This is a genomic window from Meiothermus sp. QL-1 (assembly GCF_003351145.1).
GTDB lineage: Bacteria > Deinococcota > Deinococci > Deinococcales > Thermaceae > Meiothermus.
Genome location: NZ_QQSV01000010.1, coordinates 68,686 through 91,339, shown reverse-complemented (window position 1 = coordinate 91,339; position 22,654 = coordinate 68,686). Strand labels below are relative to the sequence as shown.

Annotated in this window: 25 protein-coding genes; 10 read left to right on the top strand and 15 right to left on the bottom strand. The window is 68.1% G+C overall.

Annotation, left to right across the window (positions count from 1 at the left end; translation table 11 throughout):
- Positions 1-73 precede the first annotated feature (73 nt).
- Genes DV704_RS10305 through DV704_RS10275 form a run of 7 tightly spaced genes read right to left on the bottom strand, consistent with a single transcriptional unit; the run spans position 74 to position 5,009 of the window.
- On the bottom strand, positions 74-850 hold the full coding sequence (locus tag DV704_RS10305; protein WP_114799494.1) for a hypothetical protein: 777 nt from the start codon (positions 848-850) through the stop codon (positions 74-76).
- A gap of 58 nt (positions 851-908) precedes the next feature.
- Entirely contained in the window at positions 909-1,277 is a 369-nt protein-coding gene (locus DV704_RS10300; protein WP_114799493.1) for a hypothetical protein, read from the bottom strand.
- Positions 1,277-1,975 carry a 16S rRNA (uracil(1498)-N(3))-methyltransferase gene (locus DV704_RS10295; protein WP_114799492.1) on the bottom strand — a complete coding sequence of 233 codons (699 nt, stop codon included), beginning with the start codon at positions 1,973-1,975 and terminating at the stop codon, positions 1,277-1,279. The genes DV704_RS10300 and DV704_RS10295 overlap by 1 nt, the downstream gene beginning before the upstream one ends.
- Positions 1,976-1,977: 2 nt before the next feature.
- Entirely contained in the window at positions 1,978-2,739 is a 762-nt protein-coding gene (locus tag DV704_RS10290) for a 50S ribosomal protein L11 methyltransferase (RefSeq protein ID WP_114799491.1), read from the bottom strand.
- 4 nt (positions 2,740-2,743) lie between these two features.
- Positions 2,744-3,538 carry a helical backbone metal receptor gene (locus DV704_RS10285; RefSeq protein ID WP_114799490.1) on the bottom strand — a complete coding sequence of 265 codons (795 nt, stop codon included), beginning with the start codon at positions 3,536-3,538 and terminating at the stop codon, positions 2,744-2,746.
- Positions 3,535-4,113 (bottom strand): dephospho-CoA kinase, encoded by a 579-nt coding sequence (gene coaE, locus DV704_RS10280; RefSeq protein WP_114799489.1) that lies wholly within the window; start codon positions 4,111-4,113, stop codon positions 3,535-3,537. Before coaE ends, DV704_RS10285 begins: the two co-directional genes overlap by 4 nt.
- Before the next feature lie 2 nt (positions 4,114-4,115).
- Complete coding sequence (locus tag DV704_RS10275) at positions 4,116-5,009, bottom strand: AEC family transporter (RefSeq protein ID WP_114799488.1); 894 nt, start codon at positions 5,007-5,009, stop codon at positions 4,116-4,118.
- A gap of 100 nt (positions 5,010-5,109) precedes the next feature.
- On the opposite strand from DV704_RS10275, the gene gyrA reads away from it, so the two are divergent.
- The 4 genes from gyrA to DV704_RS10255 are packed head-to-tail and all read left to right on the top strand — an operon-like array spanning position 5,110 to position 9,092.
- A complete protein-coding gene (gene gyrA / locus DV704_RS10270) occupies positions 5,110-7,533 on the top strand; it encodes a DNA gyrase subunit A (RefSeq protein WP_114799487.1) in 2,424 nt (807 codons plus the stop codon).
- The gene (wecB, locus tag DV704_RS10265; RefSeq protein ID WP_114799486.1) at positions 7,530-8,654 is read left to right on the top strand and encodes a non-hydrolyzing UDP-N-acetylglucosamine 2-epimerase; all 1,125 of its coding nucleotides are present in this window, start codon (positions 7,530-7,532) and stop codon (positions 8,652-8,654) included. The genes gyrA and wecB overlap by 4 nt, the downstream gene beginning before the upstream one ends.
- 54 nt (positions 8,655-8,708) lie before the next feature.
- Entirely contained in the window at positions 8,709-9,002 is a 294-nt protein-coding gene (gene rpsT, locus DV704_RS10260; RefSeq protein WP_114799485.1) for a 30S ribosomal protein S20, read from the top strand.
- A gap of 9 nt (positions 9,003-9,011) precedes the next feature.
- Positions 9,012-9,092: a 30S ribosomal protein THX gene (locus tag DV704_RS10255; protein WP_114799484.1), complete on the top strand. Its 81-nt coding sequence runs from the start codon at positions 9,012-9,014 to the stop codon at positions 9,090-9,092.
- A gap of 37 nt (positions 9,093-9,129) precedes the next feature.
- Here the strand turns inward: DV704_RS10255 and serS are convergent, their stop codons facing one another.
- Positions 9,130-10,401 carry a serine--tRNA ligase gene (gene serS / locus DV704_RS10250; protein ID WP_114799483.1) on the bottom strand — a complete coding sequence of 424 codons (1,272 nt, stop codon included), beginning with the start codon at positions 10,399-10,401 and terminating at the stop codon, positions 9,130-9,132.
- Positions 10,402-10,403: 2 nt separating this feature from the next.
- On the bottom strand, positions 10,404-10,691 hold the full coding sequence (gene gatC / locus DV704_RS10245; protein WP_114799482.1) for an Asp-tRNA(Asn)/Glu-tRNA(Gln) amidotransferase subunit GatC: 288 nt from the start codon (positions 10,689-10,691) through the stop codon (positions 10,404-10,406).
- A gap of 41 nt (positions 10,692-10,732) precedes the next feature.
- On the opposite strand from gatC, the gene DV704_RS10240 reads away from it, so the two are divergent.
- Positions 10,733-12,157 carry a pyridoxal-dependent decarboxylase gene (locus DV704_RS10240; protein ID WP_114799481.1) on the top strand — a complete coding sequence of 475 codons (1,425 nt, stop codon included), beginning with the start codon at positions 10,733-10,735 and terminating at the stop codon, positions 12,155-12,157.
- Positions 12,147-12,812, top strand: a complete 666-nt coding sequence (gene mnmD / locus DV704_RS10235) for a tRNA (5-methylaminomethyl-2-thiouridine)(34)-methyltransferase MnmD (protein ID WP_114799480.1) — start codon at positions 12,147-12,149, stop codon at positions 12,810-12,812. The genes DV704_RS10240 and mnmD overlap by 11 nt, the downstream gene beginning before the upstream one ends.
- Here mnmD and DV704_RS10230 read toward each other — a convergent pair whose 3' ends face one another.
- From DV704_RS10230 to DV704_RS10210, 5 genes are read right to left on the bottom strand one after another with little or no spacing between them, the layout of a single operon-like run.
- Complete coding sequence (locus DV704_RS10230) at positions 12,813-14,387, bottom strand: cation:proton antiporter family protein (RefSeq protein ID WP_114799479.1); 1,575 nt, start codon at positions 14,385-14,387, stop codon at positions 12,813-12,815.
- Between the two features lie 56 nt (positions 14,388-14,443).
- A complete protein-coding gene (locus DV704_RS10225) occupies positions 14,444-14,950 on the bottom strand; it encodes an amino acid ABC transporter permease (RefSeq protein ID WP_114799478.1) in 507 nt (168 codons plus the stop codon).
- A gap of 45 nt (positions 14,951-14,995) precedes the next feature.
- Complete coding sequence (gene mnmE, locus DV704_RS10220) at positions 14,996-16,309, bottom strand: tRNA uridine-5-carboxymethylaminomethyl(34) synthesis GTPase MnmE (RefSeq protein ID WP_114799477.1); 1,314 nt, start codon at positions 16,307-16,309, stop codon at positions 14,996-14,998.
- Position 16,310: 1 nt separating this feature from the next.
- Positions 16,311-17,540 (bottom strand): murein hydrolase activator EnvC, encoded by a 1,230-nt coding sequence (locus DV704_RS10215; protein WP_114799476.1) that lies wholly within the window; start codon positions 17,538-17,540, stop codon positions 16,311-16,313.
- On the bottom strand, positions 17,537-18,397 hold the full coding sequence (locus tag DV704_RS10210) for an ABC transporter permease (protein ID WP_114799475.1): 861 nt from the start codon (positions 18,395-18,397) through the stop codon (positions 17,537-17,539). Before DV704_RS10210 ends, DV704_RS10215 begins: the two co-directional genes overlap by 4 nt.
- Before the next feature lie 57 nt (positions 18,398-18,454).
- Here DV704_RS10210 and DV704_RS10205 point away from each other — a divergent pair, with 57 nt between their 5' ends.
- From DV704_RS10205 to DV704_RS10185, 4 genes are all read left to right on the top strand, one after another.
- The gene (locus DV704_RS10205) at positions 18,455-20,200 is read left to right on the top strand and encodes a M3 family oligoendopeptidase (protein WP_114799474.1); all 1,746 of its coding nucleotides are present in this window, start codon (positions 18,455-18,457) and stop codon (positions 20,198-20,200) included.
- Between the two features lie 278 nt (positions 20,201-20,478).
- A complete protein-coding gene (locus DV704_RS10195) occupies positions 20,479-21,150 on the top strand; it encodes a hypothetical protein (protein WP_114799472.1) in 672 nt (223 codons plus the stop codon).
- A gap of 3 nt (positions 21,151-21,153) precedes the next feature.
- Positions 21,154-21,519, top strand: a complete 366-nt coding sequence (locus DV704_RS10190; protein WP_114799471.1) for a hypothetical protein — start codon at positions 21,154-21,156, stop codon at positions 21,517-21,519.
- Positions 21,519-21,890, top strand: a complete 372-nt coding sequence (locus tag DV704_RS10185; protein WP_199489979.1) for a DUF2089 domain-containing protein — start codon at positions 21,519-21,521, stop codon at positions 21,888-21,890. Before DV704_RS10190 ends, DV704_RS10185 begins: the two co-directional genes overlap by 1 nt.
- Here the strand turns inward: DV704_RS10185 and DV704_RS10180 are convergent.
- The gene (locus DV704_RS10180; protein WP_114799470.1) at positions 21,887-22,651 is read right to left on the bottom strand and encodes an enoyl-CoA hydratase/isomerase family protein; all 765 of its coding nucleotides are present in this window, start codon (positions 22,649-22,651) and stop codon (positions 21,887-21,889) included. The genes DV704_RS10185 and DV704_RS10180 overlap by 4 nt on opposite strands.
- Between the last annotated feature and the right edge of the window lie 3 nt (positions 22,652-22,654).

Genomic DNA, 22,654 nt, shown 5'->3' with positions numbered 1-22,654 from the left:
GCGTTGATGGGGCTGGAAGCTAAGCTTTCCAGAGCGCGGCGGATGGGACGTGGTATCCTATTCATTGGGCTCCCTACGTAACTGGAAGCCCATTCTGATGCGTGTAAAGTACACCGCGTAATTCCAGGTAGTAATCGGCCGGGTGGTCCCTTTCCCCGCAGCGGTTGTTCTGCTCATCGTAGAGGGATTCTGGGCACCACCCGCTCTGCCAGGATACCCCGTACTGCATCCCGTCCAGGAAAATCCCGTCGGCCCCCCGGCTATCGAAGCTGCGCCCGCCCCTGTCCTGATGGCCCGGCTGGCCCCAGGCCCCCCAGAGCCGGTGGTGACGGCTTTCCATCCAGTGCCGCTGCCAGTTGGAGTTGCCCAAGACCATGGCGCGCTCTGCGGGGTAGGGCAAAGCCCGCAGGTATTCTCCGGTCCTGGCCCCAAGGCCGGCCCAGCGGTCCGGGCTGCCCCGCCCGTGCTCCCGCTTGATCCACTCCCACTCCTCCTGGACCACGGGGTCAAAGCGGGAGACGATGAGCTGGCCCGGGCCCATCTGGTAGATGAGGATGCGCACCTGGGGGTTGAGCCGCTTGAGTTCGTGGTGGGCATTGAGTTCGCGGTTGTTCCTAACCTCGCACCAGCGGGTGTTGTAGGAGGACGGGCTCATTTCCACCAGGTGGAAGCGCGCTGCTTCGGCAAGGGGGTAGCAGTCACCCGGGTGGCTCTGGCCGAATCGGCCATACAGGACCAGAGCAGTGCGGATGAAGGCCCCCTCCCCCCCGCCGGTCTGGGCCCCCTCACCCCCACGCGGAGCGGTGCAAGCAGCTAGCAGCAAGCCCAAAAGCAAAGAGGCGTACCTCATCCTGCCTCCCAGGATGCTCCGGGGCGAGCGGGGGGGGCGGTGATTTTTGACCGGCGCTCTAGGGCGGAGCGGGCAGGAGGGGGGTGCCCAGCTCGAGCTGGAGCACCGGGCTCCGGCCCACCAGGACCATGAGGCGGTAGTACCCCTCGTCCAGCCGGCTGAAGCGGGCCTCGTAGACCCCGGGGGCCTCCACCCAGATGGAGCGCTCCTCATAGAGCTGGTCGCCTTTGTACCAGCGCAGTTCCAGGTAGCCGGGCTCCCCCACCCGCCGCACGGTGAGGCGGGCCAGGGCCCCCCCCGGGGTGGGCTCGAGGGCCCCGCTCAGGCCCAGGCGAGGAGGAAAGCTGGCCCGGCCCGGGTCCAGCGGCACGAAGGTATAGCGGCAGGCCGAGAGCAGGAGCAAAAGCAGCAGCCAGCCCAGCCTCATCAGAAACCCTCCCCCGCCGTCACCAGGCTCAGCAGGGCCAGCGGTGCGGTCTCGGCCCGCAAAATGCGGGGCCCCAGGGCGACCGGGGCAAAGCCGCGCCTCTCCAGCAGGGCCACCTCGGCCTCGGCCAGCCCCCCCTCAGGTCCGGTGAGAAGGGCCACCGGCCTGGTGGGGTCGTAGACCTCCCGCACCCGGGCCCGGGCGTAGGGGTGGGCCACCAGGCCCTGGGCCACCGGGGGCACCTGCTCCAAAGTCCGCAGGGGCTCCACCTGGGGCACCACGCTGCGCCCGCACTGCTTGGCCGCCTCCTGGGCCACGCGGCGCAGGCGGAGGAGCTTGTTCTCGCTGAGCTCGCGCACCACGCAGTGCTGGGTGAGTATGGGCACAATCCGGCCGGCCCCCAGCTCGGTGGCAGCCCGCACCACCTCGGCCATATGGTCGCCCTTCAGAAGGGGCAGGTAGAGGACGACGGGCTGAGGGGGCTCCCGGTCGGCCGTCCAGGTCTCCTCCAACCTAAGCCGCACCCAGCCTCGCCCCAGCTCCACCACCCGGGCCCGGCCCTCCCGCCCCTGGCCGTCGAAAACGGTCAGGGTATCCCCCACCCTCGCCCGGAGCACCTCGGCCAGGTGGTGGGCCTCGGGGCCCGTGAGCCTCAACTCGGGGGCCAGACTTTCCACGTAGGCCCGGTGCGGACGCATGGCTACACCGCGGCGTAGGTCAGGCAGACCCAGGCCCCCTCCTCTTCCCGCTCCAGAAGGGCAAAAGCGGCAGCCTCAAAGGCCCGCTTCACCACCGCCTCCCGCTCGGCCAGGATGCCCGATAGGATGAGAGCCCCGCAGATGCCAAAGGCCCTGCGGTAGGCCTGGGCCAGGTAGGCGTGGAGCTCGGCGTGCAGGTTGGCCACCACCAAGTCGAAGGGCCCCTCCACGTCCTCCAGGCTGCCCTCCAGAAACTGCACCTCTACCCCATTCCGCTCGGCATTGGCCCGGGCCTGGGGAATCACCGCGCCGTCGAGGTCCACCCCCACCGCCTCGGCCCCCAGCAGGGCCGCCGCAATGGCCAGAATCCCCGAGCCGGTCCCCAGGTCCAGCACCCGCATGCCGGGCTCCACCCGCCGGGCCAGGGCCGAGAGGGCCAGCCGGGTGGACTCGTGGTGCCCGGTGCCAAAGGCCATCCCGGGCTCAATCCAGAGGCGGGTCTCCGGCCCCTCCCAGGCGTGCCAGGGGGCCAGAACCACGAAGGGGCCGGCCCGCACCGGCTTCAAGTCGCGCCGGTAGGCCTCGAGCCAGTCGGTATCGGGCAGCTCCAGCCACTCCCCAGGCAACGACAGCTCCCTGCGTTCGGGAAAGTAGGCCCAGACCTCGCCGGGCCGCTCCTCCAAACCCCGGGCCCCGAGCTCGAAGAGGATGGGGGTGTAGATGTCCAGGGTCTCAAAGTCGCCCTTGAGGCGAAAGACGTGCATGGCCCTAGTCTAGCACCGCCCGAATTTGCGCCACCAGCCGCTCTAGGTAGGCGAAGAACAGGGGCCCGTAGTGGGCCAGCTCATCCCCCCCGGTCACCACCAAGGGGCCCTGCCAGCCCCGCTCGGCCAGCAGGCGTTCGGCCTTTTCCCGTGCCCTGGCGCGGTGGGGCTTGGGCTCGTAGATGAAGAGCTCCGGGGCCCGCCCGGGTACCTCGGCCAGTGGGGGTGCAAAGTAGCTTTGGGGATGGTCGGCGAAGATGTTCTTCAGCCCCAGGTGACGCAAGGCCTCGCCCACGTAGCTCCCCCGCCCCACCGTGATGGGGCCGCCCAGGTCGAACTCGAGGTAGACCCGCCTGGAAGGCAGGGCGCCGTACAGCGCAGCGTAGCGCTCGCCAAGCCGGTGGGCCAGCGCGGTGGCCGCCTCCGGCACCCCCAGGAGGGCCCCCAAAAGCACCACGTTCTCCATGATCCCGTAGGGGCTCTGCGGCAGGGGAACGGGGTAGAGGGGAAACCCTCGCTGCCAAAGGGTCTGAAGCAGCTCCCGCTGCACCCCGGTGCTCACCAGCACCAACTCAGGCCGCAAGGCCTCCAAAAGCTCCCAGCGCACCCGGGTGTAGCTCGAGACCACCGGCAGCGCCAGCACCCCCGCCGGCCGGTAGCAAAAAGCACTCCGCCCTACCACCCGCCCCCCCAGGCCCAGGGCGAAAAGGGTCTCGGTGGCGTTGGGGGCCAGCGAGACGATGCGGCGGGGCTCGTCGGGGAGCTCTAGCGGCCCCAGCCAGTCGTGCACAATCCTCACCCCAGCACCTCCTTGTACCAGGCCTTCACCCGGCGGCGGAGGGTATCGAGGTCGGCGTCGTTCCAGATGACCCAGCGCGCCCGCCTGAGCTTCTCCGCCTGCGGCATCTGGGCCTGGTCCCGGGCCTCGAACTCGGCGGCAGAAAGCCCGCTGCGGGCCATGACCCGGGCCCTGCGCAGGGCCTCGGGCGCGGCCACCACCAGCACCCCTTCAAACTCTCCCTCCCGCCCGCTTTCGAACAGAAGGGGAATCTCCTGCACCACCAGGGCCTGGCCGGCCGCCCGGGCGCGCTCGGTCTCCTCCTCTAGCCGGCGGCGCACGTAGGGATGGAGCAGGGCCTCGAGCCGCCTGCGCGCTGCCTCGTCGGCAAATACCCGCTGGGCTAGGGCCCGCCGGTCCACCCGCCCTTCCCGGCAGACCTCGGGAAACATCCGGCAGATCTCCGCCTCAAACACCTCGGCCCCCTCGCGGGCCAGCCGGTCTGCGTCCAACACCACCACCCCCAGCTCCCGCAATAGCGCCCCCACGGTGCTCTTGCCACTGCCAATGCTCCCGGTAAGCCCAATCAGCCGCATGCCTAGCCCACCCCGATCGCCAGGAGCACCAACGGCAAGGTGGCGAAGGAAAGGACCGAGGAGAGCACCACCGCCCGCGCCGCCCTGGGGCCATCCCCGCCAAACTCACCCGCCATCAAGAACGCGTTGACCGCGATGGGCATGGCGCTCTGCAGCACCAGCACCTGGATGTCCAACCGCTCCAGCCCCAAAAGCCAGCCGGCCGCCCCCGCCAAAAGAGGGGCCGCCAGCAGGCGCAGCCCGCTGGCCTGCAGCTCGAAGGGCCCCCACTCCGGCTTGGAACGGGCAATCTGGATGCCCAGCGTGAGCAGCATTACCGGGATGCAGGCCTGGCCCAGGAGGTGCACCCCCTCGTCCAGCCCTAAAGGCAGCGGAATGGAAAGCCCCCGCACCAGAAGCCCCCCTGCCAAAGCCCAGAAAAGGGGCAGCCTTAGGGTGAAGAGCAGGCTTTGCAAAAGCCCCCCCCCGCGCAGAAAGGCCGGACCCAGGCCGAACATCAGCACGCTGCTGGCAATGAAGAAGACAATGGCCCGATCGAGCCCTGGCTGGCCCAGGGCGAAGAAGGTGAGCGAGAGGCCCATGTTGCCCGAGTTTGGAAAGGTGGCCGAAGCCACCAGGGTCTTGGTGGCGTCCGGCCCCAGCCCCTGCCAGCGGGCCCACAAGAGGGCCAGCAGGTAAAGCCCCGCGGAGGAGAGAAAGAAGGCCAGGGTAATCCCCAGCACGCTGGCCCCGGTCAGCTCGGCCCGCAGCATGGCGTCGAAAATCAAAACCGGCACCAACACGTAGATGGAAAGTTTGGAAAGGGTTTGCAGGTCAAAGTCGATGCGCTTGCCCACCCAGTAGCCCGTGAGAACGATGAAGGCCACAGGCACGATGGTCTGGAGCAGGGCTTCCATACTTGGGTTAGCTTACCCCAGCCGGCTGGGGTAAGGTCTTCGGGTATAATTGCCAAGGCGGGGCGCTTCAGAGCGCCTTTTTTGTGCCCAGGAGAGGTGAATGTCCCAGGTTCTTCCAGTAGAAATTACCGACGAGGTCAAACAAAGCTTCATCAACTACGCCATGTCGGTCATCGTGGACCGGGCGCTGCCCGACGTGCGCGATGGCCTGAAGCCGGTCCAGCGCCGCATCCTCTACGGGGCCTACCAGGACGGGGTGCTGCCCAACCGCAAACACGTCAAGAGCGCCAAGATTGTGGGCGAGGTGATGGGGAAGTTCCACCCCCACGGCGATGCGGCCATCTACGACACCCTGGTGCGCATGGCCCAGCCCTGGAACCTGCGCTACCCCCTGATTGACGGCCAGGGCAATTTCGGCTCGCTGGACGGCGACCCCCCGGCCGCCCAGCGCTACACCGAGGCCCGGCTCTCGCCGGTAGGCCTGGAGCTCTTGCAGGACCTGGACAAGGAGACGGTGCCTTTCGTGCCCAACTACGACGGCACCCAGACCCAGCCCGAGGTGCTCCCGGCGGCCTTCCCCAACCTGCTGGCCAACGGCTCGGCCGGCATCGCGGTGGGCATGGCCACCAGCCTGCCGCCCCACAACCTGGGGGAGGTGGTGGAGGCCCTGTTGCAGATGATTGACAACCCCAGCCTCACCCTGGAGGAGGTGATGCGGGTGCTGCCGGGGCCCGACTTTCCTACCGGGGGCAAGCTCTCCCGCCGCGGCATCAAGGAGGCCTACGCCACGGGTCGGGGGAGCCTCAAGGTGCGGGCCCGGGTGCGCCACGAGGAAAAAAACGGGCGGCCCATGCTGGTCTTCACCGAGATCCCCTACCAGGTCAACAAGGCTGACCTGATTGCCCAGATTGCCGGCCTGGTGCGCAACAAGGTAATTGAGGACATCGCGGCCTTGCGCGACGAGTCCGACCGGCAGGGCCTGCGCATTGCGGTGGAGCTCAAGCGGGGGGCCAACCCCCAGGTGGTGCTCAACAAGCTCTACAAGCACTCCCGCCTGCAGACCAGCTTCACCGTGAACCTTCTGGCCATCGTGAAAGGCGAGCCCAGGGTGCTCACCTTGCTGGAGCTCATGCGCCACTACCTCGACCACCGCAGGGAGGTGGTCCAGAGGCGCACCCAGTTCGAGCTGCGCAAGGCCCTCGAGCGGGCCCACATCCTGGAGGGGCTCCTGGTTGCCCTGGACCACATCGACGCGGTGATTGCCCTCATCCGCGGTTCGCAGGACGCCGCCGAGGCCCGCCGCGGCCTCATGGAGCGCTTTAGCCTGAGCGAGGTGCAGGCCCAGGCCATCCTGGACATGCGCCTGCAACGGCTGGTGGGGCTGGAGCGGAGCAAACTGGAGGAGGAGTACCGGTCGCTTACCGAGGAAATCGCCCGGCTCAGGGCCATCCTGGAGGACGAGCAGCGGCTTTGGCAGGTGGTCAAGGACGAGCTTTTGGCCATCAAGCAAAAGTACGCCGACCCCCGCCGCACCCAGATCACCGAGTTCGAGGAGGGCTTCAGCCCGGAGGACCTGGTCGAGGACGAGCCCATGGTGATCACCCTCACCGCCCAGGGCTTCATCAAGCGCACCCCGCTCGAGGCCTACCGGGCCCAGGGCCGGGGCGGGGTGGGGGCCCAGGCCGGCAAGACCAGGGAGGAGGACGAGGCCATCTCGGTCTTCGTGGCCTCCATGCACGACACCCTGCTGGTTTTCACCAGCCGGGGACGGGTCTACGCCGAGAAGGTCCGCGAGCTGCCCGAGGCCAGCCGCCAGGCCCGGGGCACCCATGTGGTGAGCCTACTGCCCCTGCAGGAGGGTGAAGAGGTGGCCGCCCTCCTCAGCGTACGCGAGCTGGACCAGGAGGGGTACTTCGTCTTCGCTACCCGCAACGGGCTCATCAAAAAAACCGCCATCCGCGAGTACCAGAACCTGACCAGTGCGGGCCTGATTGCCATCAACCTGCTCGAGAACGACGCCCTGGTGGGCGTGGCCATCGCGCAGGAGAACGACGAGGTCATGCTGGCCACCCAAAGCGGGCAGGCCATCCGCTTTGCCCTCTCAGAGGTGCGGGCCACCGGACGGGCCAGCCAGGGGGTGACCGGCATCCGCTTCAAGGAGGGGCGGGCCGACCGGGTGGTCTCGCTGGTGGTGCTGAAGGGGGAGGAAGGCGAGGTGCTGGCGGTGGGCAGCCAGGGCTACGGCAAGCGCACCCCCATCTCGGAATACCCCCGCCAGGGCCGGGGCGGGATGGGGGTCATCACCTTCAACACCAACGAAAAGGTGGGGCATCTGGCGGCCCTGCTCTGGGTGCGGGGCAACGAGGACCTGCTGGTGCTCTCCAAAAGGGGCATCGCCATCCGCACCAAGGTGGCCGAGATCGCCCGCTACGGCCGGGCCACCAGCGGGGTCAGGGTCATGAGCCTGGCCGAAGGAGACGAGCTGGCCTCGGCCTTTGTGGTGGCCCCGCAGGACGAAGCATGAAGCGGGTCATCGTCGCCTTTGGTACCCGGCCCGAAGCCATCAAGATGGCCCCGGTTATCTTTGCCCTGCGGCGGCAGCCTGTAAAGAGCGTGCTCCTCTCCACCGGGCAGCACCGCACCCAGCTCGAGGACGCCCTCCGGGTCTTCGGCCTGGTGCCCGACACCGACCTGCAGGTCATGACCGAGCGCCAGAGCCTCCCCGAGCTGATGGGGCGCATCGTGCCGGCCGCAGCCCAGAAGCTCAGGGAGCTAAAGGCCGACTACGTGATGGTCCACGGCGATACCCTGACCACCTTTGCCGTGACCCTGGCGGCCTTCTTCGAGGGCATCCCGGTGGCCCACGTGGAGGCGGGGCTGCGCAGCTTCAACCTGCAAGAGCCCTTCCCGGAGGAGGCCAACCGCCGCCTGACCGACGTGCTGACCGACCTCGACCTGCCCCCCACCCCCACCGCCCGGGCCAACCTGTTGCGGGAGGGCAAGCCCGAGGAGAGCATCATCGTCACCGGACAGACCGAGGTGGACGCGGTGCTCTACGCCAGCCAGCGGGGCACCCCGCCCCCCCTACCGGCGGGTAAGCGCATCGTAACCGTGACCATGCACCGGCGGGAAAACCTGCCGATAATGTCGCGGCTGGCCGCCGCCCTGGCCCGGGTGGCCCAGGCCCACCCCGAGTGCCACTTCGTCTACCCAGTCCACCTGAACCCGGCGGTGCGCGAGGCGGTCTACCCGCAGCTTTCCGGGCTCTCCAACTTCAGCCTGCTGGAGCCGCTGGACTTCGGCACCATGGCCGCCTTGATGAAGCGCTCTGCCCTCCTCGTGACCGACTCCGGGGGGGTCCAGGAAAGCGGGGCCACCCTGGGAGTGCCGGTGGTGGTGCTGCGCAACGTGACCGAACGGCCCGAGGGGCTGGCGGTGGGGGCGCTGAAGCTGGCCGGCACCGACCCTGAGCAGGTCTTTGCCACCGTGCACCACCTGCTCTCCGATGAGGCCGCGCTTTCGGCCATGCGAAACCGGCCCAACCCCTACGGCGACGGCCGGGCAGCAGAGCGCTGCGCCCAGGGGGTGGCCTGGCGGCTGGGCCTCGCCGAGCGGCCCCTCGACTGGCCGGGGCTAAAGCCCTAGCCATAGGGGCAGATGGTGTGCTAGATTGATGGATGGTTTGCTGTTTGGAGAACTATGGCACAGAAGAAAACCGCTCGCAACCCTTCGGCCATGAAGCGCCACCGCCAGTCGCTCAAGCGGCGGCTGCGCAACAAGTCCAAGATGTCGGCCATCAAGACGGTGAGCAAGAAAGCGGTGGCCCTGGCCCAGCAGGGCAACGCCGAGGAAGCCCTGCGGGTCATGCGCTACGCCGAAAGCCTGATTGATAAGGCGGCCAAAGGCTCCACCCTGCACAAAAACGCGGCCAGCCGCCGTAAGTCGCGCCTGATGAGCAAGGTCTACCAGCTCCTTCAGGGGGCCAAAGCCTAGAGGTCGGCCATGGGCAAAGGAGATCGTCGTACCCGTCGCGGCAAGATTTTCCGGGGCTCTTACGGCAAATACCGCCCGCGCAAGAAGTAGAGCCTAGGCCGGGCCCGCGGGCCCGGCCTTCTCTCGGCTATCGGTTGGGCTCGAGCCGCTCTTTACCAAAGTAGGGCTGCACCGCTTTGGGCACGTTCACGCTGCCGTCCTCGTTCTGGTGGTTCTCCAGAAGCATCACCAGAATCCGGGGCGTGGCCAGAGCGGTGTTGTTGAGGGTGTAGGCGTAGCGCACCTTGCCCTTCTCGTCGCGGTAGCGCAGGCCGGCCCGCCGGGCCTGCCAGTCGAGCAGGGCCGAGCAGGAGTGGGTCTCGCGGTAGCGGTTCTGGCTCGGCACCCAGGTCTCCAGGTCCACCTGGCGGTACTTGCCGAGGCCCATATCCCCGGTGGAGACCTCCACCACCCGGTAGGGAAGCTCCAGGGCCTGGAGGATGCCCTCGGAGATGGCCAGCATGGTCTCGAACCAGCGGTTGGACTCCTCCAGATCGGCCCGGCAGAGCACGTACTGCTCCACTTTGTTGAACTGGTGCACCCGCATCAGCCCCCGCACGTCCTTCCCCGCCGAGCCGGCCTCGCTGCGAAAGCAGGGGGAAAGGGCGGTGTAGGTTTTGGGCAGCTCGTCCTCGACAAGAATCTCCCCGGCGTGCAGGTAGTTGAGCAGCACCTCGGCAGTGCCGGCCAGGTAGGCCTCGCCCCCATTCACCGCGTAGACCTGGTCGCGCGCGGTGGGAAACTGGCCGTGGCCGTAGAGCGCCTCCTCCCGGGTCAGGCTGGGCACCGAGAGGGGGGTGAAGCCGGCCTCGATCATCCGGTCCAGGGCGAAGCGCAGCAAGGCCAGCTCGTAGAGCATCAGGTCGCCCTTCAGGATGTAGGAGCGCGAGCCCGAGACCTTAGCGGCCCGCTCGAAGTCGCCCCAGTTGTTCTTCTCGATGAGGGCCACGTGGTCCAGGGGCTCGAAGAGGAAGACCCGGGGGTTGCCGTGGACCCGGGTTTCCACGTTGAAGGAATCGTCCGGCCCCACCGGGGCCCCCTCCCAGGGCAGGGTGGGGGTGAGGTAGAGGAGCTCTTTCAGTTCGGCCTCCCGCCGGCGCAGCTCGGGCTCGAGCCGGGCCAGCTCCTCCCCAATGGCCCGCCCCTTCTCCACCAGCGCCGCGCGCTCCTCGGGCTGGGCTCGAGCCGCAGCCCTGGCGTTGGCGTTGCGCTCGGCCTGAAGCCGTTCGATCTGGCGCTTGAGCTCCAGCACCTCCTGGTCCAGGGCCAAAAGCCGGTCCAGGTCCAGCGGGACGTGCTTGAGCTCAATGGCCCGCCGGACCTTCTCGGGGTGCTCGCGGATGAACTTCAGGTCCAGCATGGCTACTCGATGACCCGGGGCACCTTGAAGTAGCCCTCCTCCTGTTCGATGGCCACCGAAAGGGCCTCAGCCTGGGGCAAGGAGGGCTGCACCTGGTCAGGACGCAGGCGGTTGGTAACCTCCACCGGGCGGGCCAGCTCGGCCAGGCCCTCGGTGTCCAGTTCCTGTAGCTGCTCAAAGAAGCCCACAATGGCCCGCAGCTCCCCTTCAAGCTGCCCCACCTCCTCGGGGGTAAGGGAGAGCCGGGCTAGACGGCCCAGGTGCTGAATGAGTTCGGGCGTAACCTCCATGGGCGCCATTCTACCCGCCCAATGGCATGTATGATGCGGGCATGTCGCCGGAGGAGTTCAAGCGGCTGGGCTACGCCCTCATAGATTTTATAGCCGAGTACCGGCAGGGCCTTGGGGGCCTGCCGGTGCGGGCCCAGGTGGCCCCGGGCGCGGTGCGGGCCCTCTTCGAGCCCGCCCCACCGCAAAAAGGAGGGGGCCTGGACGGGGTGCTCGAGCGGCTCAGGCAGCTCCTGCCGGCCCTCACCCACTGGCAAAGCCCTCACTTCTTCGCCTGGTTCCCCTCCAACGCCCCCCTCTCCTCGGTGCTGGCCGACCTGGTGGCCACCGGGCTGGGCCAGAACGGCATCACCTGGCAGGCCAGCCCAGCCCTGACCGAGCTGGAGGAGGTAACCGCCGACTGGCTGCGGCAGATGTTCGGCCTGCCCGAGGCCTTCCAGGGGGTCATCCAGGACACCGCCTCCACCGGAACCCTGGTGGCGCTGCTCGTCGCGCGGGAGTGGGCCTCAGGCTTTGCCCAGGAGCGGGGTGGACTGCAGGCGCTGGAAAAGCCCCTCACGGTCTACACCTCCGAGCAGGCCCACAGCTCGGTGCCCAAGGCAGCGCTGCTGGCGGGGTTCGGGCGGGACAACCTGCGGCTTATAGAGACCGACGCCCAGCACGCCCTGAAGCCCTCGGCCCTGGAGGCCGCCATCGAGCGGGACCTGGCCCAGGGCAGGAAGCCCTGCGCGGTGGTGGCCACCGCGGGCACCACCGCCACCCTGGCCTTCGATCCCCTAGAGGAGATTGCCGAGCTTTGCCAGCGGTACGGGCTGTGGCTGCACGTGGACGCGGCCATGGCCGGCTCGGCCCTGATCCTGCCCGAGGAGCGCCCACGCTTTGCCGGCATCGAGCGGGCCCACTCCCTGGTCATCAACCCGCACAAGTGGCTGGGGGTGGCCTTTGACTGCTCGCTTTTGTACCTGCGCGAGCTCGAGCCCCTGCTGCGGGCCATGTCCACCCAGCCCTCCTACCTGCGCTCTACGGTGGAAGGCGCGGTGCGGAACTACAAGGACTGGGGGATTCCCCTGGGCCGCCGCTTCCGGGCGCTCAAGCTCTGGTTCGCCCTGCTCGACTGGGGGGTGGAAGGCCTGCAGGCCCGTCTGCGGCGGGACATAGGGAATGCCCGCTGGCTGGCCGAACAGGTCGAGGCCACCCCGGGCTGGGCCCTGGTGGCCCCGCCCAGCCTTCAGACCGTCTGTGTGCGCTACGACCCAGGGGGCCTGGGCCCGGAGGCCCTCGACCGGCACACCCTGGACTGGGTGGAGCGGGTCAACCGCTCGGGGCGGGCCTTTCTCACCCCGGCCCTTCTGAAGGGCCGCTGGATGGTGCGGGTCTCGATTGGGGCCGAACCAACCGAGCGTTTGCACGTGGAGGCGCTTTGGCGCCTTATGCGGCAGGAAGCGAGGCGGGTGGAGGTTGAAACCTGAGTACCAGCGGCTTTTGACCGCAGACGGCTCGCCCACCCTGGTGCACCCCCGCTTCCAGGAGGCCTACAGCTCCCGCTATGGGGCCTGGACCCAGGCCAACGCGCTCTACCTGCGCCAGACCCGCACCCACCTGCACCCTGCCCCCCGGGTGCTCGAGGTGGGCTTCGGCCTGGGGGTGAATTTCCGCGCCACCCTGGAGGACTGCCTGGGCCGGGGGGCGAGGCTATCGTACCTGGCCTACGAGGCCTTCCCGGTGGAGGCCGAGGTGCTGGAGGGGCTCGAGCTGCCCCTTGACGAAGGGGCACAGGCCGTCTGGGCCCAGGTGCGGGCGGCCTGGCGGCCCTGGGAGGGTCCCCTGGTGCTTTTGGGGGAGTGGGGGCGGCTCGAGGTGCGCTTTGAAGACGTGCGCCAGGCCCGGCTACCCCTGGGCTGGGCCAGCGCCATCTACCTGGACCCCTTCAGCCCCCGGGTCAACCCCGAGCCCTGGCAACCCGAGGTGCTCCGGGCCCTGTTCGAGGCAGCCGCACCGGGGGCCTACCTGGCCACCTACTCGGTGGCAGGCCAGCTCCGCCGTGGGCTTTTGGCCGCAGGCTTCAGGGTGGAGAAGGTGCCGGGGGTGGGCAAGAAGGCCTGGACGGTGGCCCGGCGCGACTAGCTAGCGCCGCTCCTCCTCTTTTTCCTCGGCTTCCTCAGCCTCCAGCGGGTTCAACCCCATGGCCCGCTCAGCCAGGCGCTCCCCTGCCTCGGCGAAGGGACGGGAGATGAGGGTGACCCCGGCAGCCCGCAGCTCGGGGTCCTCCTCCCGATGGTAGCTGGTGGCGGCCACGATGCCCTTGAACCCCCGCCGCTTCAACCCTTCTGCGGCCCGCAGTTTGGCCTCGAGGTCGGGCAGGGTCAGAAGCACCCCCTTGAGCCCGGTAAGGTCGAGCCGCTCCCAAAGCTCAGGGTCCTCGGCATCACCGTAGCGCACGTTGCGCCGCTTGGCCCGGTGAGCCTCGAGCTTGCCCTCATCGGCATCCAGCCCCAGCACCGTGTGGCCCTGCTTTTCCAGCATCTTGTAGGCCGCCCCCCCGGTGCGGCCCATCCCCACCACCAACCACTCGGCGCCTCCCAGGCTGGTGGGCTCGTCGTCGGCATGGTGCCCTTTGCGCTCAAAACGCAGGAGAAAGGGTTCGTAGCGTTGGTACAACCGGTGCACCCCCCGGTTCAGGGGGGCGGCCAGGGCCAGCGAGAGGGCCACCACCAGGCTCACCGTCTGGGTAAAGGAGGCCGGGAGCAGGTTCCCCTCCACCGCTTCCACGCTGGCGATCAGGGCGAACTCGCTGTAGCTGGCCAAGGAGATGCTGGTCACGAAGGCCGTGCGGGCCCGCAGGCCAAAGGCGATGAAGAGAAAGAAGAAGAGCCCAGCCTTCAAGGGCAGAAGCGACAGCAACCCCAGCACGCGCAAAAGCTGGTCGGCCGTGGGCAGGCCCATAAGGCCAATCTTGAGGAAAAAAGCCACTAAAAAGGCCTCCTTGAGCCCCCAAAGCGTGCGGGAAAGCTCGGAGGTCTTGGGATGAGCCGCCAGGGTCATGCCCATGAGCAAGGCCCCCAGCTCCGGCGAGACCCCCAGGGCCTGGGCCAGCCGCGCCCCCCCCAGGGCCAGCCCCAGCCCATAGAGGAGCAGCAGCTCATCGTGGCCGCTTCGCTCTAGCAAAAAGACCACCAGTGGGCGCAGCAGGGGCAAGGCCAGCAGCAAAAGGGCCCAGGGGGTAGGGTTCTTGACCCCTGCATAGGCCATGAGGCCGACCGCCACCAGGTCCTGCAAAACCAGGATGCCCACCGCAATCCGACCGTGGAAGGTGGCCAGCTCGCTTCGGTCATCGAGCAGCTTGACCGCCAGGACGGTGCTGGAGAAGGCCAGGCCAATCCCTAAGAACCAGGCAGCCTCGCCGGAGAACCCCACCCCCAAAGCCAGCAGGCCCGCCAGCAGGGCAAATAGGAGCAGGTGAAGCCCCCCCACCCCCAGCACCTCCCGCCGCAGCAGGCTGGCCAGGCGCAGCTTGAGCCCTACGGTGAACAGAAGCAACAGCACCCCGATATCGGCCAGGGTCCCCAGAAACTCGCTGCTGGAGTGGCCCAGGGCCCAAAGCACAAAGCCCGCCCCCAGGTACCCCACCAGAGGCGGCCAGCCCACTCGGTTGGCCAGCCAGCCCAAGCCGTAGGCTACCCCGACCCAAAGCCACTCCATACAGGCTCATCATAATCGTGCAGAAGGCGAGACCTTGCCCAATAACCCCAGGGGGTTTATTTCCTGCGGGCCAGCACGCCGCAGGGGGGACGGCCAAAGCGGTAGGCCAGGCGGGGCATGACCAGGAGGTCCTTGTTCTGCAACCACAAGGCGTCCAGTAAGGCCTGGCCCAACTGCCGGGCATTGGCGTAGCGCCGCAGCGGCACCCGAAGGGGCTCGCGCCCCTTACCCAAAAGCACGAGCTGCCACCCCCCACCCAGGATATCCCGCACCGCATCGGCGGCCTCAAAGCCCTGGAGGGGGTAGGCCGCCCAGCGGCCAAAGCTGCGGAGGCGGAGGGCGGTGGGGGTGACCTCGAGGCCCGAGAGCCACCCCTCATCCACCCCCAGAAAAACCATGTAAACCCCCAGCAGCCCGAACAAGACCACCGACCAGCGCGGCTCGACGCCCTGGAACCAGGCCCACAGGCTCACCGTGCTCAAAGCAAGGCCCATCAGGATAAGGCCCAGGGCCAGCAGATAGGTCTGGGGACTCGGCCTAGAGGCCACCCGAGCTCCATCCATCTCCCGCAGTGTAACCGCTCCCCAGCGGTGCGCCAACACAGCCGTTCACTTGCCCACGCAAAAATTGCGGAAGACCCGGTCGATTACCTCCTCCGATACATCCTTGCCCAGGATTTCGGAGAGCGCCCCCAGGGCCATCTCTATGGAAACCCCGGCCAGGTCCTCGGGGGCCTCCAGGGCCTCCACCAGGTGCGCTTCCGCGCGGCGCAGGGCTTCTACGTGGCGCTCATTGCTGACCCAGACCTCGCCTTCGGGAGCGGTGCCCAAAAGCCGGTGGTGAATCTGCTGGCGCAACGCCTCCAGGCCCAGCCCGGTCTGGCTCGAGACCCGCAGGTAGGCGTCGTCCTCCCACGCTGCGGGCAAATCGGCCTTGGTGGCCACCCTGAGGGTGCGCTCCCAAGGGAGAGGGGGCGGGGTGGGCTGGGGCTGGCTTTGGTCCACCAGGTAAAGCACCAGGTCGGCCTCCTGGGCAATCCGCAAAGCCCGCTCTACCCCGCTTTTCTCCACCGGGTCCTCGGTCTCGCGCACCCCAGCGGTATCCACCGCCACCACCGGCACCCCGGCAATCTCCAAAGGGGCCTCCAGGTAGTCGCGGGTGGTGCCGGGGATGGGGGTCACGATGGCCCGCTCATAGCCCAAAAGCGCGTTGAGCAGGCTAGACTTGCCCGCGTTGGGCGCCCCTACCAGGGCAAGACGGGCCCCCTTCTGGGCGATGCGCCCGGCTGGGGCAGTGGCAAGCAGACGCCGGACCTCCTGCAAGACCGGCTCCAGGGTGGCCCGAATCCGGGCCGGCTCAACGCCCTCCTCGGGGTAGTCCAGCCAGGCCTGGATATGGGCCAGCAGGGCGAAAAGCTGTTCGGAGAGGGCGGCTATCCTCTGCGACAAGCCCGCGCTCAGCCCCCGCAGGGCCTGCCGCCGGGCCGCCTGCGACTCGGCCTCTATCAGGCTCAGGACCGCCTCGGCCTGGGCCAGGTCCATCCTGCCGTTCAGGTAGGCCCTGAGGGTGAACTCACCCGGCCGGGCAGGGCGGGCCCCCAGCTCAAAGAGGAGCTGCAAAACCCCGCGCAGCACCGCTGGCGAGCCGTGGGTCTGCAACTCGGCGCTCTCCTGGCCGGTGTAGCTGTGGGGCGGCCTGAAAACCAGCAGCAGCGCCTCGTCCAAGACCTCCCCGCTCCGGGGGTCCCGAATGCGGCCAAAGGTGAAGCGCCCGCCCGGCAGACGGGTGGGGTCCTTGCCCTGCCAGACCTTCCGCACCAGCTCGAGGGAGCCCGGCCCCGCTATCCGCACGATGCCCACCGCCCCCCGGCCTGGCGGGGTGGCGATGGCCGCAATGATGTCTGTGAGGGAGGGAAGGCCCATATCAGTAGTAGCGCGAGGGGTCTACGTAGCGGAAGTTGCCGTTCTCGTCTATGAAAATGACGCGGAACCACATCTGGTCGCTGGGGATCAGCACCCCCCCACCGGTGTAGCCGAGAAGCTGCCCCTGGGCCACCCGCTGCCCCACCGCCACCTGGGGCTCCTGCACGTTCACGTACTGGGTGGCAATCCGGTCGGAGTGGCGGATGGTGAGGGTGTAGCCCAGGTTGGCGATGAACAGGCTGTCGATCACCACCCCCTCGGCCGCGGCCACGATGGGGCTCGAGGGCCCAGGGCCCTGCAGGGTCTGCCAGTCGTTGCCCTGATAACCGTAGGCCTCAGCGATGCGCCCCCCCCGCACCGGGAACTGTAGGCTGCCGATGACCTCCCTCGGCGGGGCTGCTGCCTGGACCCGACGGGCTTCCTCCCGCGCACGCTGGGCAGCAAGCGCCTCGCGGCGCCGCCGCTCCTCCTCTCGCCGGCGTTCCTCGGCAATCCGGCGCAGCTCGGCGGCAATTCGGCTCTGCAGCACCCGAAGCTCGGCCTGGAGCCGGGCCTGGGCCTCCAGGGTCTCGCGCAGGATGGCCTGCCGCCCGGCCCGCTGCTGGCGCAGGCTGGCCAGGGTAAGCTCCACTGCCTGGCGGTTCTGGGCCAGGGCCGCGATGCGCGCCTGGCGCTCGGCCCGGCGCTCGGTGAGGGCCTCCACCAGCAGGCCAAGCCGCACCCGCTCCTCATCCAGGCGCCGCACGGTGGTACGGATGCGGTCCATCAGGTCGGTCTGGTGCTGGCCCAGCACCCCCACCCAACGGCTTCGCACCGCGAGGTCCACGAAGGACTGGGCCCTCAGGAGCGGCAAATAGCGCCCGGCCCGTTCGCGGTGCAGGCTTTCCACCAGGGCCGAAAGCCGGCCCCGCAGCTCGTCGAGCTCCTTCTGCAAAGCCCGGATGCGGGCCTCGGTCTGGCGCTTCTGCTCCTCCAAAAGCCCTATCTGCCGGGTGAGCTCGGCCCGCTCCCGCTCCAGGCGGGTGATCTCGGCCTCCAAACGCCTAAGCTCGGCCAGGCGGGCCGCCGTGGCCGCGTCCAGTTGGGCCAGCTCCCGGTTGAGGGCCTCGATGCGCTGCCGCTGAAGCTGCTGCAAGCGCTGGTTCTCCTGGGCTTGTTGCCTCAACTCCTCTAGGCTCTGGGCCGAAGCCAGCGTCAGCGCCACCAGAAGGCCAACCCATCCCCACCTCATAGATCGCTCTCCCGCAGATGGGCCCGGCTCGCCAGATAGGCCCCCAGGGTGCCCAGCAAAAGGGCCAACAGCAGCAGGGCCAGCCCAGCTTGAACCAGGTCCTCCCGCCCTAGCACCGGTACAAAGGGCAGGAGGTTTTGGAGGGACTGGGCCAAGAAGCGGTAGGCGAAGGCCCCGAGCCCCAGGGCCACCAGCCCGGCCCCAAGCGTGAGCATGGCCCCCTCGGCCACAAAAGGCCCCTGGATGAACCCCCGCGTGGCCCCCACGAGCTGCATCACCCTGAGCTCCTCCCGCCGGTTCTCGATGGAAAGCCGGATGGTGCCCATCACGCTGAACAGGGTATTCAGCAACAGCAGGCCAATCAGGACATTGACCGCCACCCGCAGGCCAAAGAGTACCCGCACGAGCTGCTCGGTAAGCGCCCCGCCGTACTCCACCCCCTCCACCCCTTCCAGCCGGGCCACCCGCCGCCCCACCTCCCGGACCTGCTGGGGATCGGCAAGCTGGATGCGCAGGGTGTCGGGCAGGGGGTTTTGGATGAACTCCCGAGCCTGGGCCAAATAGGGGTAGTCGAGCTGCAAGAGGGCTAGGGCCTCCTCTTTGGTCTGCAAGCGCACCTCGCTTACCTCGGGCCAGGCTCTGATCTGGTTGAGCAGGGCCTCTGCCGGGGCCCCGGGTTTGAGGAAAGCCGCCACCTCCAGCTCGCGCTCGAGGGAGTCCACCACCCGCTCCAGGTTCCAAAGCAAGAGCCCCAGCAAAAACAGCAGCGAGAAGGAGACCAGAGCAGTAAAGAAGGTGGCCAGGGTGCTGGTGGGGTGCTGCCGCAGCGACCGCAGCGCCTGGGCGAGGGCGTACACGGGCCCTAGTCTACCGGCTTTGGCCAGGGCTTGCGTGAAACGACGTATACTTCGCTCATGCTCACCGAGGAACTGCCCACCTGGGACCTGGAGGCCCTCTTTCCCGGTCTGGACTCCGAGGCCTTCCTGGGGACCTGGCAAGAGGTAAGCGAGCGGATAAAGGACCTGCAGCAGTTCGTGGAAGCCCGCCTAGGAGAGGAGGCGAGCACCAGCCAGGCCACCTTCTGGTCGCTCATCGAACGGCTCAATGCCTTCGGCGAGCGCTTCTGGCCGCTTTACGCCTACTTGCTTTTGCGGGTGGACAGCAACAGCGCCGACGAACGAGCCCAGGCCCGCCTTTCCGAGCTGGAGCAGCTTTACCTGGGCTTCCAGAGGCTGCGCCCCCGGATTACCCGCTGGCTGGCCCGGCTCGAGCCCGATGCGGTGGAGGCTGGCGAGTACCGAATTCTCCTGGAGGAGGCCAGGGTCCAGGCCCAGCACATGATGTCCGAGGCCGAGGAGACCCTGGCGGCCGAACTCTCGCTTTCTGGGGGGCGGGCCTGGGTCAAGCTGCATGGCCGCCTGACCAGCCAGATCACAGCCTACTTGGACGGAGAGGAGCTTCCCATTGCCGCGGTGCGCAACCGGGCCACCCACCCCGAGGAGGCGGTGCGGAGGGCCGCCTACGAGGCAGAGCTCAGGGCCTGGAAAGCCCACGAGATTCCCCTGGCCGCGGCCCTCAACGGCTACAAAGGGGAGGTGGTCACGCTCAACCGGCGGCGCGGCTGGCCCGACGATTTGGCCCCGGCCCTCTTCGAAAACCGCATCGAGCCCAGGACCCTGGAAGCCTTGCAGAAGGTGATGGTGGCGAGCTTTCCCCACTGGCGCCGCTACTTCGCCGCCAAGGCCCGGGCGCTGGGCAAACCCCGGCTCGACTGGTGGGACCTGTTCGCTCCGGTGACCCGCCCGGGCCAGTGGAGCTTTGCCCGGGCACAGCGCTTTGTGGAGGAACACCTCTCGGGCTTCTCCCAGGCCGCGGCCGAGCTGGCTCGGCGGGCCTACGCCGAGCGGTGGCTGGACGCCCCTCCACGCAAGGGGAAGGTAGGGGGGGCCTACTGCATGCCCGTGGGTCAGGGGAAGTCGCGCATTCTTCTAAACTACGAGCCCAGCTTCGACTCGGTGGCCACCCTGGCCCACGAACTGGGCCATGCCTACCACAACCACTGCCTGCGGCAGGTGCCCTACCTGCTGCGCCAGGAGCCCATGACCCTGGCCGAGACCGCCTCCATCCTGAACGAAACCGTGGTCGTGGAGGCCGCCCTCAGGACGCTGCCGCCGGAGGAGGGGCTGGAGGTGCTGGAGGGCAGTCTGCAGAACGCCGCGCAGGTAATCGTGGACATCCACGCCCGCTTCCTCTTCGAGCAGAGGGTTTTCGCCCGGCGACGGGAGCGCGAGCTGGCCCCGGAGGAGTTCTGCGCTTTGATGCTGGAGGCCCAGCAGGCCACCTACGGCGAGGCGCTGGGCAGCTACCACCCCTACATGTGGGCGGTGAAGGGCCACTACTACGGCTCCAACTTCTACAACTTCCCCTACGCTTTCGGCCTTCTCTTTGGCCTGGCCCTCTACCAGCAGTACCGGGAGGAAGGCCCAGGCTTCGTACCCCGCTACGAGTCGTTGCTGGCCTCGACGGGCATGTACCCCGTCGAGGGACTGGCGGCCCGCTTTGGCTTTGACCTGGGCTCTGAAAACTTCTGGTGGAAGGGCATGGGGGTTCTGCTCGAACGAATCGAGCAGTTTGAGCGGCGGGTGGATACACTAATGTAAAAATGTAAAACCATATCTTAACTTTTCCAAAATCTATATTGAAAAAATAGAAAATCGGCGCTAGAATATTCTCCACAGGAGGTGGGGGATGTTAGGGATGTTCAGCTTCCACGAAATGGAGGTTCGGGCGGCCCAAAAGCTGGAGCAGTACCGCAAGGAGGTCAGGCATCCAGGCCAAGGATCGACCTGGACTCTGCAGCGGCAGCTAGCCAAGATGTTCAGGTACTGGGCCGAAGCCCTGGAGCCCTCCCAGCCTGAAGGCACGTTAGGAGAGAGCCATGGATGAGCGAAGCCGCATACGAAATCTTCTGGAAGAAGGGCGCATTACCCGCGAGGAGGCTGAGTTGCTGCTCTCAGCGCTGGAGGAGGCTCCCTCTGGCCCAGCCTCCCCTCCGCCCGAAGGGTTGCGTTGGGTAAGGGTTCGGATGGTAGCAGGGGAGATAGAGGCCCGGCTCGAGCCCAGCCTCGGCGAGCCGGTTGTGGAAGGGGCGGCGGAGGTGCGGAGCATAGAGGAAGGCCTCCAGGTGGAGCCCAGCTTCCTGGGCCGGATGGGCACCCTCGAGCTGCGCCTGCCGGCGGGCTGGGGCCTCGAGCTGGAGGCCAAGGCCGCACAGGTGGAAGCCCAGGGGCTCCCCTTCCTGCGAGGGCGGGTAACCGCCGGCAACGTAGAGCTTCAGGAGGTGGAGGGGCTCGACCTGGAGGTAGTGGCGGGCAACGTGGAGGGCTCGCTCCTGCTCAAAAGTGGTCAGCACCGCCTCAGGGTCTTCCTGGGCAACGCCGAGCTTCGATTCCTTCCCGAAAGCAGCGTGCGGCTTAGGACCCAGGTCGGCGCAGGGCGGCGCGAGCTCAGGGGCTTCGAGCCTCTGGGCGGCGAGGCCCGTATGGGCGAGGGCCTGGCCCAGCTAGAGGTAAACCTGCGCATGGGCAACCTGGAGGCAACAGCAGGGTAGGGTATGGAGCACAAGGAGCGCGTCATGCAGATGTTCAAGGAAGGGCGGATCTCGGTCCAAGAGGCCCTGCGGCTGCTCGAGGCCATGGGGCCGGAGCCGGCCCCACCCGCCAGCAAAAGCCCGGCCCGCATGATTCGGATTGCCGTGGAGGGAAGGGCCAATGTGAAGGTGAACCTGCCGCTGGGGCTGGCCCGCTTCGCCCTCCGTTTCATCCCGCCCGACGTGCAGCAGAGCCTGCTCCAGCAGGGTCTGGACCTGCCTGGCCTCCTGGAAAGCCTGAGGGACGACATACCCGAAGGGCGGCTGGTGGACGTGCAGATCGACGAGCTGCCCGAAGGCCCTATACGGGTGGTGGTCGAGGTGGTCTGATGCGGCCCATGCCCACCCAGTGCCCGGTGCCCGGCTGCACCGGCCGGCTTCAGGTGACCGGCCTGGTCTGCTCAAGCTGCCAAAGCGAGATTCGGGGCGAGTTCCAGCCCAACGAGTTCGCCCTGCTGCCCCCTGAGCACCTGGAGTTCCTGCGGCTTTTCATCAAGACCCGGGGCAACCTCAAGGAGGTGGAGCGCCTCTTGGGCCTCTCCTACCCCACGGTGCGGGCCCGCCTCGAGGGCCTCCTGCGGGCCCTGGGCTACGAGGCCCCGGCCCTGGAGGAAAAGGAGGCCATCCTTGCGGCCCTGGAGCGGGGTGAAATCAGCGCCCAGGAGGCAGCCGAACGGCTCAAGGCCCTCCAAAGGCGCTAGAAGCGGGGTGGGCGCTTCTCAAAAAAGGCCGCAATCCCCTCAGCCAGGTCGCCGGTCCCGCGCACCCAGGCGTTGGCCAGGGCAGCCAGGCGGAAGCCCTCCTCCAGGCCCATACCCGGCAGGGCCGCCAGGAGCTCCTTGGTCAGCCGGAGCGAGCTGGGCGCGTTGGCGGCCATCGTTCGGGCCAGGGCCAAGGCCTCGCCCAGGAGCTCCTCGGCGGGCACCACCCGGTTGACCAGGCCCATCCGATAAGCTTCCTGGGCCGAGACCATCCGGCCCGTGAGCAAAAGCTCCCGGGCGTGCTTCTCTCCCACAGCCCGCACCAGGATCACCCCCACCAGGGCCGCCACGAAGCCAATTCGAACCTCGGTGTAGCCCAGGCTGGCCCCCTCGCTCATCAGCACCAGATCGCAGGCCGAGGCCAGCCCGGCCCCTCCGGCCACCGCCGGCCCGTTGACCGCGGCCAGGGTGGGCTTGGGAAAGGTGTAGAGCCGGTGAAAAAGGCGCATGAGCTCCTGAGCATGGGCGTAGTTGGCCTCGGCGCTGGCGCTGGTGACCTGGCGCAAGAACTCCAGGTCGGCCCCGGCGCTGAAGGCCGGCCCCGCCCCGGTGAGCACCAAAGCCCGCACCCCCTCTTCCCTCTCGGCCTGGTCCAGGGCCGCAAGCAACGCCCGCACCAGCTCGGGCGAGAGGGGGTTGCGGCGGGCGGGGTCGTCCAGGGTCAAAAGACGGACGTTTTCAAACTGGGTGGTCCGGAGCATGCG

Bases quoted from the DNA above. Each gene is read 5' to 3' on its own strand.
- rpsT (WP_114799485.1), top strand. From the start codon at position 8,709: ATGGCACAGAAGAAAACCGCTCGCAACCCTTCGGCCATGAAGCGCCAC.
- coaE (WP_114799489.1), bottom strand. From the start codon at position 4,113: ATGCGGCTGATTGGGCTTACCGGGAGCATTGGCAGTGGCAAGAGCACC.
- DV704_RS10190 (WP_114799471.1), top strand. From the start codon at position 21,154: ATGGAGCACAAGGAGCGCGTCATGCAGATGTTCAAGGAAGGGCGGATC.
- DV704_RS10290 (WP_114799491.1), bottom strand. From the start codon at position 2,739: ATGCACGTCTTTCGCCTCAAGGGCGACTTTGAGACCCTGGACATCTAC.
- serS (WP_114799483.1), bottom strand. From the start codon at position 10,401: ATGCTGGACCTGAAGTTCATCCGCGAGCACCCCGAGAAGGTCCGGCGG.
- DV704_RS10240 (WP_114799481.1), top strand. From the start codon at position 10,733: ATGTCGCCGGAGGAGTTCAAGCGGCTGGGCTACGCCCTCATAGATTTT.
- DV704_RS10230 (WP_114799479.1), bottom strand. From the start codon at position 14,387: ATGGAGTGGCTTTGGGTCGGGGTAGCCTACGGCTTGGGCTGGCTGGCC.
- DV704_RS10255 (WP_114799484.1), top strand. From the start codon at position 9,012: ATGGGCAAAGGAGATCGTCGTACCCGTCGCGGCAAGATTTTCCGGGGC.
- DV704_RS10185 (WP_199489979.1), top strand. From the start codon at position 21,519: ATGCGGCCCATGCCCACCCAGTGCCCGGTGCCCGGCTGCACCGGCCGG.
- mnmE (WP_114799477.1), bottom strand. From the start codon at position 16,309: ATGGGCCTTCCCTCCCTCACAGACATCATTGCGGCCATCGCCACCCCG.
- DV704_RS10275 (WP_114799488.1), bottom strand. From the start codon at position 5,009: ATGGAAGCCCTGCTCCAGACCATCGTGCCTGTGGCCTTCATCGTTCTC.
- DV704_RS10300 (WP_114799493.1), bottom strand. From the start codon at position 1,277: ATGAGGCTGGGCTGGCTGCTGCTTTTGCTCCTGCTCTCGGCCTGCCGC.
- DV704_RS10195 (WP_114799472.1), top strand. From the start codon at position 20,479: ATGGATGAGCGAAGCCGCATACGAAATCTTCTGGAAGAAGGGCGCATT.
- DV704_RS10305 (WP_114799494.1), bottom strand. From the start codon at position 850: ATGAGGTACGCCTCTTTGCTTTTGGGCTTGCTGCTAGCTGCTTGCACC.
- DV704_RS10180 (WP_114799470.1), bottom strand. From the start codon at position 22,651: ATGCTCCGGACCACCCAGTTTGAAAACGTCCGTCTTTTGACCCTGGAC.
- gatC (WP_114799482.1), bottom strand. From the start codon at position 10,691: ATGGAGGTTACGCCCGAACTCATTCAGCACCTGGGCCGTCTAGCCCGG.
- wecB (WP_114799486.1), top strand. From the start codon at position 7,530: ATGAAGCGGGTCATCGTCGCCTTTGGTACCCGGCCCGAAGCCATCAAG.
- gyrA (WP_114799487.1), top strand. From the start codon at position 5,110: ATGTCCCAGGTTCTTCCAGTAGAAATTACCGACGAGGTCAAACAAAGC.
- DV704_RS10215 (WP_114799476.1), bottom strand. From the start codon at position 17,540: ATGAGGTGGGGATGGGTTGGCCTTCTGGTGGCGCTGACGCTGGCTTCG.
- DV704_RS10225 (WP_114799478.1), bottom strand. From the start codon at position 14,950: ATGGATGGAGCTCGGGTGGCCTCTAGGCCGAGTCCCCAGACCTATCTG.
- DV704_RS10295 (WP_114799492.1), bottom strand. From the start codon at position 1,975: ATGCGTCCGCACCGGGCCTACGTGGAAAGTCTGGCCCCCGAGTTGAGG.
- DV704_RS10205 (WP_114799474.1), top strand. From the start codon at position 18,455: ATGCTCACCGAGGAACTGCCCACCTGGGACCTGGAGGCCCTCTTTCCC.